This is a genomic window from Paenibacillus sp. CMM36, assembly GCF_053570945.1.
The window spans coordinates 323,607-339,935 of record NZ_JBSEDY010000006.1 but is presented as its reverse complement, the minus strand read 5'-3'; the positions used below and the strand labels follow the sequence as shown (position 1 = coordinate 339,935).

Below are 16,329 nucleotides of genomic sequence, written 5' to 3'. Positions count from 1 at the left end.
GGCACTCCCTGCGGGCAACGACGCTGGTGGCCAAAATCCATCAGGAACTGGACAGCCGGATTACGCTGCGTGAGGTGTTCCAACACTTTACGATTGAGCAGCAAGCCCAGCTCATCGCAACGCACGGTACAGACACCTATACGGTGATCCCTGCGGCGACGCAACAGGCGTACTACCCGGTTTCCTCGGCTCAAAAACGACTGTACATTTTGAGCCATCTGGAAGGTGGGGATCTCAGCTACAATATGCCGGGTGTATTAACCGTGCAAGGACCGCTTCAGGCCGATCGGCTGGAGGATGCGTTCCGTCAGTTAATAGCCCGCCATGAAACGTTGCGGACTTCCTTTGAAATGGTGGAAGGCGAGGTCGTTCAGCGGGTGTATGATCAAGTGGAGTTTGCAGTAGAGCACTTGCAGGTTAGGGAGTCTGAAGCCGAAGCCTATATCGAGTCCTTTGTACGCAGCTTTGATCTTCGCCAGGCATCACTGCTGCGTGTCCGTCTTATTCAAACCGGACCAGAGCGTCACCTCCTGATGTACGACATGCATCATATTATTTCAGACGGTGTATCGTCGAACAATATCGTGCAGGAGCTGGTACAACTGTACGAAGGGCAGGAATTGGAGCCGCTGCAAATTCAGTACAAGGACTACGCCGTGTGGCAGCAGCAGGAGATGCAGCGTGAGTCATACCAACGCCGGGAACACTTCTGGCTGGAGCATTTAGCCGGAGAATTGCCGGTACTGGATTTGCCAATTGCTTATCCTAGACCTGCTGTTCGCAGCTTCGAGGGTGCGATGTATGAATTTACAGTGGACGCGAATGTATCCGAGCAACTGCACCGAATTGCGACACAAACCGGAAGTACACTGTACATGGTGCTGTTGAGCGCCTACACCGTTCTGCTGTCCAAATACAGCGGTCAGGACGATTTGATCATCGGTACGCCGGTAGCAGGCCGCTTGTTGCCTGAACTGGAGCCACTGATCGGAATGTTCGTCAACACGCTAGCCATCCGGCATCAGCCGAGGGGCAACCAAACGTTCCACAGCTACTTGCAGGAAGCCAGAGATCGTACGCTGCAAGCCTTCGAGCATCAGGATTATCCACTGGAAGAGTTGGTGGAAAAGCTGGATGTAACACGGGATGCAAGCCGTAACCCGTTATTCGACACCATGTTTGTACTGGAAAACACAGAGTCGCCGGAAGCGCAGCTTGAAACGTTGTCCTTCAGCCCGTATGTTCGGGAGCATCGTATTTCCAAATTCGATTTGACTTTGTCTATGAGTGATGAAGATGGGGAGATGAAGGGTTCGTTTGAATATTGCACGAAGCTATTTGGGGCTGACGCTATTGAGAGATTAACCAGAGATTTGATAGCGATCCTGTCCCAGATTGGAATCGATCCAGATTTGCTGTTAAGCGATATTCAGGTGAACTCGGACGAGCAGCCGGAAGGCTTCTCACCGGATTCCATCGACTTTGTTTTCTAAAATGCAATGATTTCACTTTGCGTGTGCAGAGGGTGGCGGCTTGTCCGACTGCCCTTGCCTGCAAAGTATTCTTTTTCCGACACAATGATCATCTACTAACATTAAAAAAATAGCAAAAACAATTCCATTTGAAAATTTAAGTATTATAAAACAATTCGTCGAGTTTAGGTTGATTATGCACATTATATATTAGGGGAAGAGTATAAGATGGATTAGCTCCATTTTATGCTCCGAATTGTTTAGATTATTTAAAAGGTACCACTTTGAATAAGCTCAATGAACTCTAACAAAAGAAGACCCGCGTTTCAATAACGCGGGTCTTCTTTTGTTAGAAATTGCTGGTTTGATTCATATGCAGTTTAAAGACCAATTTGATTAAACCATCATTTTAATTACGATAATTCCAATCAATGCAAGAATTAAGCCGAATATCTCTTGACGACTCATTTTTTCTTTTAGATAGAATTGAGACACGTTCTAAAAGTGTCCCTTCATTTTTTTGATTTTTTGTTTTGCTCATTAAAAGTTACATCTGTTGAAGAAGGAACTTGTCTAATCTTAATTACAAAGGCTATAAAACAAGATGGCCAGTATGCCCCATTGCCAGTCTTGATACTGTCCTACTTGCAGATCTCGCTTGTATCTAACGACGCTAAGAGAGGATAATGATGCAGAATCCGACTAGCTGCACTAAAACGGCGTCTCTTCCCAAAACAAAGCAGCTAGGCAGGATAACAAGCACAGGCGTTAGTCCCGAAAAAATGCTATGACTGAAGCTCGACCAAGAGAAACTTAAGATCGAAACAAAGAGATATGAGCATCAAGCTTCAGTCTCAACTTGGATATTACATCTTTTATCTTTCTCATGATTTGGTGATGTAGCAGAGTGTGTTAATATGCGGTCAAGTATTTTTTTAGTAAATGGCATAAAGTAATTGAGTATTAGCCCCCCTAAACAAACGGTTAACAAGGTTCCAATGCCAATGGGTCCGTTTAAAAGGACTGCTATGATCAAGAATATAAGGTAGATGAATGTTCTCGAAAAAAATAGATTTGTTTTAGTTAATTCCTTTATGATTAATGTTAATCGATCAACTGGAATGGGTGCAAAATTTGTCTGTAAATATGTTGCAGTTCCTAATCCTACAACAACTAAACCAATTCCAAAACAAACAACTTTGCTGTACCATAGTTCAGGTGTTATCAAATTGTGCAGTAAAAAAAGCCACATATCAATACCAATACCCGTTATAAATGCTGTTAACAACCCCAAAACTTCTGGTGTTTGTCTTTTTAAAAGCGAATTACAACCTATCAATATTATAGCTATTATGATTTCCCAACTTCCCACAGTAAGCCCCACATTTATAGACAGTCCTACTAAAAGTGCATCAAAAGGTGAAGCCCCAAGGTCTGATTGTATAGTGAACGAAATTCCAAGGGATAATATAAAAATTCCTAATACGAAAAAAATATATTTCAATTTACTCGACCTCTTTAAAATATTTTTTTGTTGCAAATGCAATAAAAATAAGGTAAATTCAATATATATCATTTTTATTGCATTTGCAACAAAACAGGGGTAAAGGAGTCCATTATGAAGGAAGTACTTCGTGAAATTGGAATGATCGCAAGAGCATTAGATTCTATAAGCAATATTGAATTCAAAGAATATGACCTTACAAAAGGACAATATTTATACCTTGTACGAATATGTGAAAACCCAGGAATCATTCAAGAAAAGTTAGTTGAGATGATAAAAGTAGATCGAACAACCGCATCTCGTGCTATAAAAAAACTTGTTATCAACGGATTTATTGAAAAGGAAGAGGATCAGCATAACAAAAAAATTAATAAACTCTTTCCAACAGAAAAAGGGAATAAAGTCTATCCTTTTATAAAAAGAGAACATGATTATTCGGATAATGTTGCATTAGCGGGTTTTTCGGAAAGTGAAGTAAACACCATTTTTAATCTTCTTCAAAGAGTAAGAAAAAATATAGGTGATGAATGGGAATTTGTAAAAAAAGGGAACAAGAGAAATTATTGATTTACATGAAGGAGCGATAATTTAAAGTGACTGTAAAAATAATAAAGTGCAGCCGTGAAGATCTACAAATACTCCAAGAAATAAGTATTGAAACATTCAACGATACTTTTAAGGATCTGAATTCACCTGAAAATATGAAGGCCTATCTGGAAAGAGCATTTAACTTTAAACAGTTGGAGAAGGAATTGTCCAACGACTCTTCAGAATTCTTTTTCATCTATTTCAATGAAGAACTTGCTGGATATTTAAAGGTAAATATGAACAATGCCCAATCCGAAAAAATGGGTAATGAGTCGCTCGAAATTGAGAGGGTTTATATAAAAAACAGTTCTCAAAAACATGGGCTTGGTAAATATCTGCTAAATAAAGCTATGGAAATTGCAATGGAACATAATAAAAAGAAAATCTGGCTTGGTGTATGGGAAAAAAATGAAAACGCCATTGCTTTTTATAAGAAAATGGGGTTTGTTCAAACTGGTGTACACTCTTTTTATATGGGTGATGAAGAACAAATTGATTTCATAATGACCAAAACAATGATATAAGTTTAGGGAGATATACGAATTTTTATTGATTTTATATTGTGATTGATTCACTACTGTGTATAATGTTAACTAAAATTGAATTCAAAAATGTTTTCTAGGGTTCCGCGATGTAATATCGGCTGGTCCGAGAGAAAACTCACAGTCGTCGTACTGTGCCACGGAGGGATAAAAGCCTGGGAGAAAAACTGCTGTATGCAGTATTCTCTCAGGCTTTTTTTTATTGCTGCTATAAATTCATACTACATTTCCAGCATTATCTAAAAGGAGGAAGCACAGAATGAACAAGACATGGTTATCTGTTGTAGTTGCGGCATTATTCGAAGTTGGATGGGTCATCGGCCTGAAACATGCCAGCGGCTGGTTAGAATGGGGGGGCACTTTAGTTGCCATTTTAGTAAGTTTCATACTCATGATTATGGCTTCCCGTACGCTTCCGGTAGGTACGGTGTATGCAGTATTTGTCGGGTTGGGAACGGCCGGCACTGTATTAGCAGAAATTTTGTTGTTTGGTGCTGAGGTAAAGGGATCTAAATTGTTGCTAATCGGGGTGCTTCTGCTCGGAGTTGTAGGACTCAAAATACAGAGTAAAGAGAAGAAACAAGGAAAAGAGGTGCACTGACGTATGAACTGGGTATTTCTTATTTTGGCAGGCGTATTTGAGATGATGGGAGTTCTCATGATTAATAAGCTCCATAAAGACCGGAATTTCCTGTCTGCTTTTTACTTGCTTGCAGGCTTTGGATTGAGCTTTTTGTTTCTATCCCTGGCCATGGAAACACTACCAATGGGAACGGCCTACGCTGTCTGGACCGGTATTGGAGCTTCTGGCGGAGCCATATTGGGCATGATCTTCTACAGTGAACCGCGTAATACCGCGAGGATTCTGTTCATCGCGATGGTACTCGGTTCAGCAGTTGGCCTAAAGCTGGTAAGCTGAATAATGATGGAATTAGAAAAACTGCTGCTCATCTTAGAACAGCAGCGAACTATCTGAATGCTTATGGTAGCTAGAAAAGACCAGCGTGCAGACAAAGTATCGATAAGAAATTTTGTCTGCATGTTTTTTTGCATACTCTTAGCCTTCTATCTCTGATCTTCAGGATCGCCGCGTTGTGTTTTCAGTTTTAGAAAATGAAGAGTCATTTGAAGCTTCAGGCGAATATCACCATCGCTTAGATCAACCTCGAAAAGCTCACGTATCCTGTTGATTCGATAGAACAAAGTATTTCTATGAATAAAAAGTGTTTTAGCAGCAAGATTTGGAGTGTCCACATATTGAAGATAGGCTTCAAGGGTGGGCAGTAAACTTGTTTTGTGGCCATTGTCATAAGCAATTAACTTTTGGATAACTGGATGGCAGAAGTCAGCGAGATCGTTCTGTTCCGATATGATCCTTCCAATATGCTCGCAGAGATAGTCCTCATACATATACACTGGCTTGTTTGAATTAAGTTGGAAATCAATCTCGACGGCGGTTAGGCATTGCTTATAATATTTTCGCAAAAAAGTTAAATGACTAAAGCAGTTACTCAGCGAAGCAGTTAGACCGTTTACTTGGAGAAATTCTAGAAATCGTTTGTCTTCAGCAATGATTTTACAGGATGAATCAACGAGGGAAATGAGAAATACAATGCGTCCCTGATATACGATCCAGCGGCTATCCGGTAGCAATTGGATCATATGCTGTGCAACTAACTGAACTTTCCCGTACACCAAAGCTGTTATCCAACAGTCGTTGGTCTCGGGATCGCGTGAATAATAAGGAATAAGAGCCATACGGGTGAGTTCGTACAGAATGGATTTCTTCATGCTCTCAATGAGTGGTTGGAGCGAGAAGGTGCTTATAGCGCCCTTCATAGAACGAAGCCGGAAACCCTGGCTTTTGCATTAAGTGATTCCCCGACCGGTCTTGCCAGCTGGATCGTAGAAAAATTTCGAGGTTGGAGTGACTGTGACGGAGATATGAAGAGGTCTTTTTCACTTGATCATATCCTCACCAACATATCGATTTACTGGTTTACCAATTCGCTTGCTTCTTCCATACGAATATATACTGAAGGTACTCAAATGCCACTGCATTTCACCGAAGGTCAGCGCGTTACTGTTCCAACAGGGGTTTCCTTATTTCCCAAGGAGCTGCCCACGCCTCCCCGAAGCTGGGTAGAACGCGTCTATAATATTACGTACTGGGAGAAAGCGAATAAAGGCGGTCATTTCGCCGCTATGGAAAATCCTAAATTGTTTGCCGACCATCTAAATCATTTTTTTCATACATTAAGCGTCTGATAGCCTCTATCCTTCGGGGAGCAATGCAGGGGGGATAAACAACAACGGAATGGACAAGAGAGCAGGGTACGTGCTCACGCTTTATCAGTTCTAGGGGCGGGATAACCCACTAATACTTGATGGTTGTTGGTCATTAAATATACGGAAGAATTTACGCACATAGAAGCTGTCGTTGGGGCATCTTGGTTCACTCCCATCCGTTAAAAATTTAGTTCAGAGCAATATCCTGACTCTCTCTCTTAGATATACTTTTTAATTGGAAGCAACCTTAGCACAGTGCAATACCGAACTGAGGTTGCTTCAGTTATCTAAGACATACTACCGTTTACTTCAGATAGGTTCCCGTTTCTCCAATTCCACCTCTACCATTCAATACATATACCCTTGCATTTCCTTTGCCGGAGCATGTCAGGGTAATCTTGCCATCAGTAACGGTTTTGGAATCACCGGTCACCGCATCCACATAGGTTCCGTTCGGAATTCCGGTAAACGTGGCGTTTCCTGAAATCGTGACCAATGCAAAGCTGTCAATGCCTTTGGCACTGTCGGTATATCTTCTCTTAAACGCCAGATTGCCCGACACATTCTCTGTGGAATACTGGCCTTTTTGCAAGGCGGGAACAGCTCTTCTGATTAAATTAAGCTGTCTGATATGTTTCGCCAGAGGATGGTTGAGCGATTCCGCAAGCGTGCCAGTAGCATTTGTGTATTTGCCGTAATCTTGTACCGTAACATTGCCTTCCACGTGATCGCCGAAATATGCTCGTCCCGTTTTGCTTAGCGGTGCGTTTGGACCTGTATCAATAGTTGCCCCTTTTTGAAACTCGATTTCGGAGCCGTAGAAGATAGCGGGTATTCCGCGGAAGGTGAACATCAGATCGAGATTCTCAGCCCAAGTGTCCTGTGTGCCCGCGAATCTTTGATTTTCCGGAGCCTGGTCAGGAGCATAGTCATGCGAGTCGACATAGGTTACATTCCACGTAGCATCATTATAGTATTGGTCGCCACTTCTCATATTGAATGCTTCATGCGCGGTCTTGAATGCCCAATGCATTGGAAAATCAATCACATCCATGCCCGATTTCATCGAATAGTCAGGCGTATGATAGGTATTTCCGTTTAAGAGAGCATTGTTCGAGGTTGGCTGTCCTGCTGTAGTAGAGTTGTCCGTCCACTCTTGTTCAACTGACGCTTTATTGGAGGCGTAGTCATTCTTTCCATCGCCCGGATACGATTTCGAGCTTTTCCAAGTATAGAATGGCGTCGAGATCGCCGGAATTCCACTGTTCCAAACATCTCTGTAACGTGTGGCTACTTCTCCAAAAATATAGAAATCCGAGCCGCCTCTTGTTTTCCAGGCAGGAATATAGTATTTATTGAAAATATACCGGCTCACATGCTTCACCGTATCGACACGGAAAGCGTCAACACCCATGTCAATATAGTGATTGTAGGTATCAATTAAATATTTGTTAACTGCAGGGTTTTCCGTGTTCAAATCCACGCAATCTCCCGCTATCTGACCAGTCTGAACCGTATAGGATTCCCAGGAAAGACTTTTCTCTGTATGGTAAATGTTATTGTTCGTTCCCTCGTTCTTCATTAAGGCGAGCCTTGCCTGATACTGCTGATCGGGTGTCATAGTATCATAGTTTGGTGGCAGCTTATCCGTAGTTTTCACCAAGTTGTTAGCAGTATCCGGTTTAGCCGGATCTTTCTTGAACATGGGGTACAGATTCTCTTCACCGAAATTACCCGTATGATTGACGACGATGTCCTGAATAACCTTCAGCCCTTTGGCATGGGCTGCATTGATCAAATCCTGATAAGAAGCTCCCGCCGATTCATACCGTGGGTCTACTTTGGCAAAATTTAAAGCATGGTAACCATGGTAATCATAACCGCTGGCATTTTGCACAACAGGTGTAATCCAGATGGCGCTGAATCCGAGGGCTTTGATATAATCGAGCTTTTGAATCAGCCCCTTAAAGTCTCCTCTCCAAGCCGGGTCCGAATCTGGATTGCGCGCCTTTCCATCATCCCATGCGTGCACGTTGTTGCTCGGATCACCGTCATAGAACCGAGAAGTAATCACGAAATAGATGGTGTCTTCCCGAAAATCCTTCTTATTTCCAATATTATAAACAAAGCTCTGCTTGGTTTGATTACCAGCGCCGTCTATAACGAGAAATTTTAATGTCGTAGTCTTGGAGATAAGAATAGACGGTCCAGTCAATCCGGTCAGCGCGTTGCCGAGAATATAGACTTTTGAGCTTGTGGTTGGTTCTGTACCATCCTCCGTATAGTATGCCTTGGTCGTTGCCGCCTTGTTATCTTTCAGGTTAAAGGATACAGTCACCGAGGAATCAGAATGCCCGGCAGGCAAATTCGCTGTGATTGTCGGAGCTTGCAGATCTGCATTCAGGTCAATTACATAATCAAAAGAGGATGCATTTCCAGTTTGACCGATTGAGTTGATACCGAAGGCCTTAATGGTCAAAGAGGAAGCAACTTGGATTGGAGAGGTATACAAGGTCGAGGATGTCGTAGGTGTCGAACCATCTATCGTATAGTAAATCTTATCATCACTGTTGGTGCTGGAAAGCGTCACCGTTTGGGACGAATCATATGTTTTGGGTACAGGAGAGGCGGAAATCGCCGGAATTTTAGGCATTTCCGGGCTGACATCATACCATGTGTTATCTGTGTAATACCAGCCCTCTTTCACACTGCGGGACAAGTCGGCCGTTTGTTTGCCGCTACTGTCATTGAAAATGAGGCTTGAGCCTGTGGCATCGGCAATGGTGTAGCTGTACCAGTCATTTCCATCCGACTTCATCAGGATTCCCGGCCACGCCCCGCTTATCGGAACGCTTGCCGGATTCAGATTCCAGTAATGGATTCGAATCGCTGAATTCCAGCTTGAAGGTTTCTTAAAGTGAACCGTTAACCCAGTTTGAGTTGATTTAGTTGTTGTGGTAGGTGCATACGTTGCGGTAACGGTAGACGTGATCGAAGCGGTTGTCGATGGAAGAGCAGTCGCTGTGGAATTCGTGTAGGTGGCTGTATAATCGTTGTTACTCGAAGCTACGCCGGGTAAGCCGAAGAAGTTGAAGCAAAGCGATAAAATAATCAACCAAGAAATAAAACGCCCAGTTTTTTTTCTTAGCAAGTTAACAACCTCCTGATAATATTTAGTGGAATGGATTTTGCAACCGGTTGCATTAAAAGTAAAAAAAAGAAAGGCATTTATTTGGATAAAATAGATTCATTGATCGCCTCCTCTATGGTATGTAGGGAAATAATCATTGTACGCGCTTACAAAAGAAAATATAAAAAAAAATCCACAGGGCACTATACCAATGATTTTTCCTTTTATGATTATATCAACCATACTTTTACTAGTCAATGCAATTGCAGGGACATTATTCAAATCTAAGAAAACCAGTTCGTAATTGAAGTCAACGTCCAAAAAGTCTTGAAGGCACAGTGAATAATAATGAGGGAGAAAAAAGGCCGTTGGAAATTTATCTTTAATATAAGCATTGACAAGTTGTCAAATAAATGAAATCATGTCATTGAGCTCAATTATATGCAAACGATTGCCCATTTTGGAAGCGTATACATGTTGTTTTGCCCTCTTTTATTTACTCCTAATCTCTCAAGAGAGGTTGGTTGTAAAATAAAATTTAAAAGGAGAGTTTAGTATGAGGAGGAAGACAAGCCCCATCTTGAGGCGTACCTGGAGTATCGTTCTTTTTGTCGTATTGTTGTTGCAAACGATTGGCTTTACTCCCGAAGCACAGGCGAATGCCGATGTTCGGCAGTTAGGAGGTTCGGATGCGAAGCTATCGGCTGTCGCAAACTACGAACTCCCGGAAAGAACGAAGGATGGTCTTATTTTTCATGCGTGGAACTGGTCTTTTGACAACATCACCAGGAACCTTCCGGAACTGGCTCAGGCGGGATTTAAAGCGGTGCAAACTTCGCCAATCCAAGCCAGCAAGGAAGGGTTGACAGAAGGCAGCAAGTGGTGGATTTTGTACCAGCCCATCAACTTTAAAATCGGCAACTCTCAATTGGGAAGCAGGGATGATTTCAGACAGCTTTGCCAGGAAGCGGATAAATACGGCATAAGTATCATTGTTGATGTTGTCGCCAATCATACGGGGAATGCGGGCGGTGGAAATCAGCAGTATCAGCCGGCGCATAATGTTGATTCGGCAATCAAGAATAACAGCTATTTCTGGCATGAGGCCAGAGGTGTGGAAAACTGGAATGACCGTTGGCAAGTCACACAGTGGGGAATTGGTCTGCCCGACCTCAACACGTCTAACCAGGAATTGCAAGATATCATTATCGGCTTCCTGAATGACGCCATTTCCTTGGGCGCCGACGGCTTCAGATTCGACGCCGCCAAGCATATTGAGTTGCCCAACGATCCGGGGGGCTCCAACTTCTGGCCCCGGGTACTGGGTTCGTTAAACAATAAAGATAGACTGTTTAATTACGGAGAAGTGCTTCAAGGTGGAGCTGACAACTTTGCCGGCTATGCCAATTACCTCAGCTTGGCCGCCTCCAGCTATGGGGACAGTGTCAGAAGCGCCGTTGGTTATCACGGTGGCATCAATGTTGATGCGGCCAAATCTTTTAACGCTAATAATGTAAGCCCCTCCAAATTAGTTACCTGGGTCGAATCGCATGACACTTATGCCAACGACAACAGCGAATCGACGGGGTTGAACGATTGGCAAATCAAAATGGGCTGGGCAATCATCGCCTCCCGGGCGGAGACGACCTCTCTGTTCTTCAACAGACCGACAGGAGGTGGGAAATTTGCGAATCGGCTCGGCGATGCGGGGAATACGCTCTGGAAGGACCCGGACGTCGTTGCCATTAACAAGTTCCACAATGCCATGGTAGGTCAAGACGAATACATTAGGACGCAAGGGAATCAAATTATGCAGGTTGAACGCGGTACCAAAGGCATGACGATTGTGAATCTTGGAGGCAATGCTCAAATCAACTCCCCTACCAGACTGGAGGACGGCGTTTACCAGAACAAGGCCAATGGCGGTGGATCGTTTACGGTGTCGAACGGCAGAATTACCGGCCATCTGGACGGAGGCAGGATCGCCGTACTGTATAGCGCAGCGCAACAAACTCCGTCAGTATCCGTCGATCCTGGGGAAGGATCCTTTTTCACAGATTCTGTTAACGTGAGAATGAACTATTCCAATGCAGACTCGGCAACGTACACTTTGAACGGGGGGCCGGTGACTCCGTTCAGTTCGGGAGATATGGTCAGCATTGGCGCTGGAACTCCAATCGGATCGACGTTTGTTCTGAAAATAGTCGCCGCGAATTTGTCTGGTCAAACAGAGAAGATGTTCAGATATACGAAGGAGGAACCGAGCTCGGGCATGACCGTTCATTTCTACAAGCCTTCCGGCTGGGGAGTACCGAACATCTACTACTACGATGATTCCGTGACTCCGCTCAGGGAAGGCTCAGCTTGGCCGGGCGTGGCCATGCAGAATGAAGGCAACGGCTGGTATGTGTATAGAGCCCCGGACTGGACGCAGGCGAAGGTCATATTCAACTCAAATGGAAATCAGATACCCGGATCGCAAATGCCTGGATATGCCGTAAGTGGCGAGAGATGGATCAAGGAAGGACGGATTACTCCGCAAAATCCCGATGGGACAAAACCGACGGTTACGATCGATAAACCGGAAGGAACATTCCAAGGGGATAGTCAGGAAATCACGCTCAATTACACCGATGTCGACAGTGGTACTTAGAGACTGAACGGCGGTTTTTTACTACCGACCACAAACTAACGATAGGCACGGGTGATCTGCCCGGTGCCCGCTATACGCTGGAAGTGACAGCTAGCAACGCTATAGGGAAAACGAACAATAGCTATACTTTCGCCAAAGCACAAAGCCCAAGCGAGAAGATGTTGACTTCCAAGAAAGAAAATACAGCTGGGTCGGGAGGTCCAGGGGAGCGGCTTGTATGAATGGCTTTTGGGAAACCTATCTCATTGCATGAATTCTTTTACCCGCTAATGCAAGGTTGCGGCTCGGTCGTTTTGCAATGCAATATTGAGCTTGGCGGTTTAGATCAGCATTTGTCGAGGGACAAGAACATAGTCCTATTAAAAGTCGCTATTTTGGCGGCTTTTTTTGTTGTATAGGCTTTTCAAAAAAACTGAAACTTATTTAAGTTCGCACTTAGCCAGCTTTAGAAAGTTTTTTATATTATTTTGCTGCTATCCTTCCACTGAGAAAGCTAGTATAGAATCAGGATTTTGAGGCTTCTTTAAGGATGTTATTACATAAGAACGGATCTTAATACAATCTTAATGCTGTAGGCAAATTCGTAATACGGTACTGATTTTGCCCATGATATACTAAGGATTGAGAGATATATAATAGAGGGTGGGCACAGGATGGCAGCAAAACAGAACGATGCCGAGTCCATATTTGATCAAATTACTGACTTGCCGGTAAGGAAAAGAAGAGGAAGATTGAAGGTTTATGTTGGATATGCACCAGGTGTTGGGAAGACCTGTGCGATGCTTAGCGACGCCCACGAAGAGCAAAAAGAGGGTATAGATATCGTAGTTGGATATATTGAACATTATGCCCGGCCATACACTGCGGCGCTGTTGGAAGGACTTGAACTTCTTCCTTACATCAAAATTTCAAATAAAGAATCCTCAACTAAGGAATTTGATCTGGACCAAGCGCTCCAGAGAAGCCCTGACCTTATATTATTGGACGATTTGGCCCATACCAACGCGGCAGGATGCCGACATAAAAAAAGATATCAAGATGTCGAGGAGCTTCTTCGCGCAGGAATTCATGTATATACGACGATGAATGTTCAACAGCTCGAAAGCCTAACGGATATTGTTTACTCCATTACTGGCATTTCCGTTGACGAACGCATACCGGACAGTGTATTTGACAGTGCTGATCAGGTGGAATTAGTCGATATTGAACCGGATGATTTAATAGGACGTTTGAATAGGGGAAAGATTTATCCTGAGGGGGAGAATACACAGGCTCATTTATTTACCAAGGAGAAGCTGACGGCTCTACGTGAAATTGCTTTGCGTAATACAGCAAGTCAGTTAAACCGAATTGCGGAGCAAATCAGTGAGCAGGCGATAACAAATGAATCTGATACGAAAGAACATATTCTGGTCTGCCTGTCTTCGGCTGCTTCCAATAAGAAAGTGATCCGAACAGCAGCAAGAATGGCGGCAGCTTTTCATGGTCATTTCACCGCGTTGTTTGTGGAAACACCAGAAGTGAGAGAATTGACATCAAAAAATAAAGCGGAGTTAAGGGAAAACCTTAGGCTGGCTGAGCAAATGGGTGCACAAATCGCAACGATGTATGGAGACGATATTCCAGGACAGATTGCCGAATATGTCAAAACAAGCCATGTATCGAAAATTGTCCTAGGACGCTCCTCTTACAAGAGGAGAGGGCTTGCAAAATCCAATGTAATGGATAAACTAACGGCCTTGCTTCCTAATATTGAAATCTATATTATCCCCTATACTCAGTCCTCCTTATATAAAAGATTGCCTTTTTACGAAAAATACCCAATGCTGTCGTTGGCAGATACTATCAAGACCATTGTTATCTTGGCTGTGTGCACAATTATTGGCTTGTGGTTTAAGTATTTGGAATTCCGAGAAGCTAACATTATCACCGTGTACATTCTAGGGGTTTTGTTAAATGCAATTGTGACCAAGGGCAGAATGTATAGCGCCATTTCTTCGGTTATGAGTGTACTTGTGTTTAATTATTTCTTTACCGAGCCTTATTATTCTTTACAGGCTTATGATTCAGGCTATCCGGTCACCTTTCTGGTCATGCTGGCTGCTTCTTTCATGACGAGTACACTAACTATGCGAGTAAGAGAGCAGGCTCGGCAATCCGCGCAAAAAAGCTTACCGTACCGAGGTGCTTCTGGAAACAAGCCGGAAATTGCAACAGGCCAAAGACTCTCCGGCTATTATTAATGAAATGGCGCATCAAATGGTGAAGTTGTTGGACAGAATGGTCATTTTCTATTCAGTTGACCAAGGGGTACTGTTGGCGCCGCAGTTTTTTCCAAAGAAAGAATCTGCAGTTGATCCAGGGGTCTACACAGGAGGCTACGAACGTGCAGTTGCAGAGTGGGTATATAAAAACAACAAGCGTGCAGGAGCTACGACGGATACTTTTTTTGGCGCTAAGTGTCTATATCATGCGGTGCGTGGAGGAGATCAGGTTCTTGCGGTGGTAGCTATTGTAATGGATAAGGAAGAACCTTTAGAAGTTTTTGAAAATAGCCTAATGCTTGCCATGCTGGGAGAATGCGCGCTGGCGCTGGAGAAAGAAAAACTGAACCAAAGACAACAAGAGATCTCCATGCAAATCCAGCAGGAGCAACTCCGTGCCAGTCTGCTTCGGTCCATTTCTCATGATTTACGCACTCCTCTTACCAGCATCTCAGGCAATGCGGGGATTCTTCTTGGAAACTCAGAGGTACTAAACGAGGAACAAAAAAAAGGTCTATATACGGATATATATGACGATTCCATGTGGCTGATCAATTTAGTAGAAAATTTGCTGTCCATTAGTCGAATCGAAGGTGGTACTCTAAATCTTAATTTTCAGGCAGAATTAATGGAGGAAGTCATTTCGGAGGCTCTGCTTCATGTGAATCGCAACAGTGTGAAGCATGTCATTCAGACGGAATTGGATGATGAATTGATGATGGCTCGAATGGACTCCCGACTTATTGTTCAGGTATTGATCAATATGATTGATAATGCAATCAAGTATACCCAAGATGGCTCTCACATCACGATTTCCGCAAGACACGAAAGACATATAGTCGTTGTAGAAATCTCAGATGATGGCCCCGGTATTTCTTCAGAAGAAGTCAAGGTCAGACTGTTTGAGATGTTTTATACGGCAGACAACATTCATGGGGACGGACGCCGTGGATTAGGGCTGGGGCTTTCTCTGTGCAAATCAATTGTGAATGCTCATGGAGGTACTATTGGTGTTAAGGATAATGTCCCTAAAGGGACGGCTTTTTATTTTACCCTGCAAGCTGATTACGACAACCCTAGAGACACAGGGTTATAAATACCATACGGCTGAAACAGGGGAAGCATCGATTTTAGAAGCAGTATCCAAGCAGCCGGACCTAATGATTCTGGATTTGGGGCTGCCGGATATGGACGGTGTAGATATCATAAAAAAGCTTCGTGCATGGTCGAATATGCCTATTATCGTGGTCAGCGCACGCAGCGAAGATCGGGATAAAATAGATGCGCTGGATGCCGGAGCGGACGATTATCTAACAAAGCCCTTCAGTGTAGAAGAACTGCTGGCCAGACTTCGAGTCAGTTTACGAAGAATTCGAAATGACAGTGATAAGCTCCTGAAGGATGCTTCCAGCTTTATTAATGGAAATTTGAGAATTGATTATGCAGCAGGATGCGTATGGATTGGAGAAGAAGAAATTCACCTGACCCCAAGCGAATATAAACTGCTTTGCCTGCTGGCAAAACATGTAGGCAAAGTACTGACCCATAATTTTATTCTGCATGAAATCTGGGGCAGCCACAGCTATGACATTCCTGCCCTGCGTGTGTTTATGGCAACGCTGAGAAAAAAAATAGAAAAAACATCATCACAAACTAAGTTTATTCAAACACATATCGGAGTTGGTTATCGTATGCTTCAGGTTGGAGATGATGGCTAGGTAATCATATTATAATGATGTAATTAGAGATCATGCTCTTTTGGAGCATGGTCTCTTTATTTTTCATCTGTCATCTAAATCTTAAGGTGATCTTTATACCTATATGAAAACCCTAATCCTAAACTAATGGTGAAAATGTTACGCTGAATTCGGAAGTAGAGAGGATAAG

Annotated in this window: 13 protein-coding genes, 1 pseudogene and 1 riboswitch; of the genes and pseudogenes, 11 read left to right on the top strand and 3 right to left on the bottom strand. The window is 43.4% G+C overall.

Translation table 11 applies throughout. From position 1 onward, the window contains the following. Nucleotides 1–1,493, top strand: a 1,493-nt coding sequence (locus ACWA2B_RS15235) for a condensation domain-containing protein (RefSeq protein ID WP_449292361.1), incomplete at its 5' end; no start/stop codon positions are given. A gap of 820 nt (nucleotides 1,494–2,313) precedes the next feature. On the opposite strand, the gene ACWA2B_RS15230 is transcribed toward ACWA2B_RS15235, so the two are convergent. After that, entirely contained in the window at nucleotides 2,314–2,976 is a 663-nt protein-coding gene (locus ACWA2B_RS15230) for a YczE/YyaS/YitT family protein (RefSeq protein ID WP_340885403.1), read from the bottom strand. Nucleotides 2,977–3,090: 114 nt separating this feature from the next. On the opposite strand from ACWA2B_RS15230, the gene ACWA2B_RS15225 reads away from it, so the two are divergent. The 4 genes from ACWA2B_RS15225 (at nucleotide 3,091) to ACWA2B_RS15210 (ending at nucleotide 5,025) form a co-directional block, all read left to right on the top strand. Beyond that, nucleotides 3,091–3,543 carry a MarR family winged helix-turn-helix transcriptional regulator gene (locus ACWA2B_RS15225; protein ID WP_340885407.1) on the top strand — a complete coding sequence of 151 codons (453 nt, stop codon included), beginning with the start codon at nucleotides 3,091–3,093 and terminating at the stop codon, nucleotides 3,541–3,543. A gap of 26 nt (nucleotides 3,544–3,569) precedes the next feature. Continuing rightward, nucleotides 3,570–4,088 (top strand): GNAT family N-acetyltransferase, encoded by a 519-nt coding sequence (locus tag ACWA2B_RS15220; RefSeq protein WP_449292360.1) that lies wholly within the window; start codon nucleotides 3,570–3,572, stop codon nucleotides 4,086–4,088. Between the two features lie 83 nt (nucleotides 4,089–4,171). After that, nucleotides 4,172–4,270: riboswitch (guanidine-I (ykkC/yxkD leader) on the top strand. A gap of 95 nt (nucleotides 4,271–4,365) precedes the next feature. Further along, nucleotides 4,366–4,707 carry a DMT family transporter gene (locus ACWA2B_RS15215; protein ID WP_029515332.1) on the top strand — a complete coding sequence of 114 codons (342 nt, stop codon included), beginning with the start codon at nucleotides 4,366–4,368 and terminating at the stop codon, nucleotides 4,705–4,707. A gap of 3 nt (nucleotides 4,708–4,710) precedes the next feature. Continuing rightward, a complete protein-coding gene (locus ACWA2B_RS15210) occupies nucleotides 4,711–5,025 on the top strand; it encodes a DMT family transporter (protein ID WP_023988641.1) in 315 nt (104 codons plus the stop codon). A 146-nt stretch (nucleotides 5,026–5,171) separates the two neighbouring features. Here ACWA2B_RS15210 and ACWA2B_RS15205 read toward each other — a convergent pair whose 3' ends face one another. Beyond that, on the bottom strand, nucleotides 5,172–5,897 hold the full coding sequence (locus ACWA2B_RS15205; protein WP_449292359.1) for a helix-turn-helix domain-containing protein: 726 nt from the start codon (nucleotides 5,895–5,897) through the stop codon (nucleotides 5,172–5,174). A 15-nt stretch (nucleotides 5,898–5,912) separates the two neighbouring features. Between ACWA2B_RS15205 and ACWA2B_RS15200 the strand changes: the two genes are divergently transcribed. After that, nucleotides 5,913–6,374, top strand: coding sequence for a hypothetical protein (locus ACWA2B_RS15200; RefSeq protein WP_165181879.1), 462 nt, complete (start codon nucleotides 5,913–5,915; stop codon nucleotides 6,372–6,374). Between the two features lie 325 nt (nucleotides 6,375–6,699). Here the strand turns inward: ACWA2B_RS15200 and ACWA2B_RS15195 are convergent, their stop codons facing one another. Further along, nucleotides 6,700–9,546: an alpha-amylase family glycosyl hydrolase gene (locus ACWA2B_RS15195; protein WP_449292358.1), complete on the bottom strand. Its 2,847-nt coding sequence runs from the start codon at nucleotides 9,544–9,546 to the stop codon at nucleotides 6,700–6,702. A 535-nt stretch (nucleotides 9,547–10,081) separates the two neighbouring features. Between ACWA2B_RS15195 and ACWA2B_RS15190 the strand changes: the two genes are divergently transcribed. From ACWA2B_RS15190 to ACWA2B_RS15170, 5 genes and pseudogenes are all read left to right on the top strand, one after another. Then, on the top strand, nucleotides 10,082–12,178 hold the full coding sequence (locus tag ACWA2B_RS15190; RefSeq protein WP_449292357.1) for a starch-binding protein: 2,097 nt from the start codon (nucleotides 10,082–10,084) through the stop codon (nucleotides 12,176–12,178). Nucleotides 12,179–12,399: 221 nt separating this feature from the next. Then, nucleotides 12,400–12,516: pseudogene (locus ACWA2B_RS15185) on the top strand (hypothetical protein); the annotation flags it as partial. 315 nt (nucleotides 12,517–12,831) lie between these two features. Then, the gene (locus ACWA2B_RS15180) at nucleotides 12,832–14,421 is read left to right on the top strand and encodes a DUF4118 domain-containing protein (RefSeq protein ID WP_449292356.1); all 1,590 of its coding nucleotides are present in this window, start codon (nucleotides 12,832–12,834) and stop codon (nucleotides 14,419–14,421) included. Continuing rightward, on the top strand, nucleotides 14,363–15,538 hold the full coding sequence (locus ACWA2B_RS15175) for a sensor histidine kinase (protein WP_449292355.1): 1,176 nt from the start codon (nucleotides 14,363–14,365) through the stop codon (nucleotides 15,536–15,538). The genes ACWA2B_RS15180 and ACWA2B_RS15175 overlap by 59 nt, the downstream gene beginning before the upstream one ends. Then, nucleotides 15,465–16,160 carry a response regulator gene (locus tag ACWA2B_RS15170; RefSeq protein WP_449292366.1) on the top strand — a complete coding sequence of 232 codons (696 nt, stop codon included), beginning with the start codon at nucleotides 15,465–15,467 and terminating at the stop codon, nucleotides 16,158–16,160. Before ACWA2B_RS15175 ends, ACWA2B_RS15170 begins: the two co-directional genes overlap by 74 nt. Nucleotides 16,161–16,329: the final 169 nt, after the last annotated feature.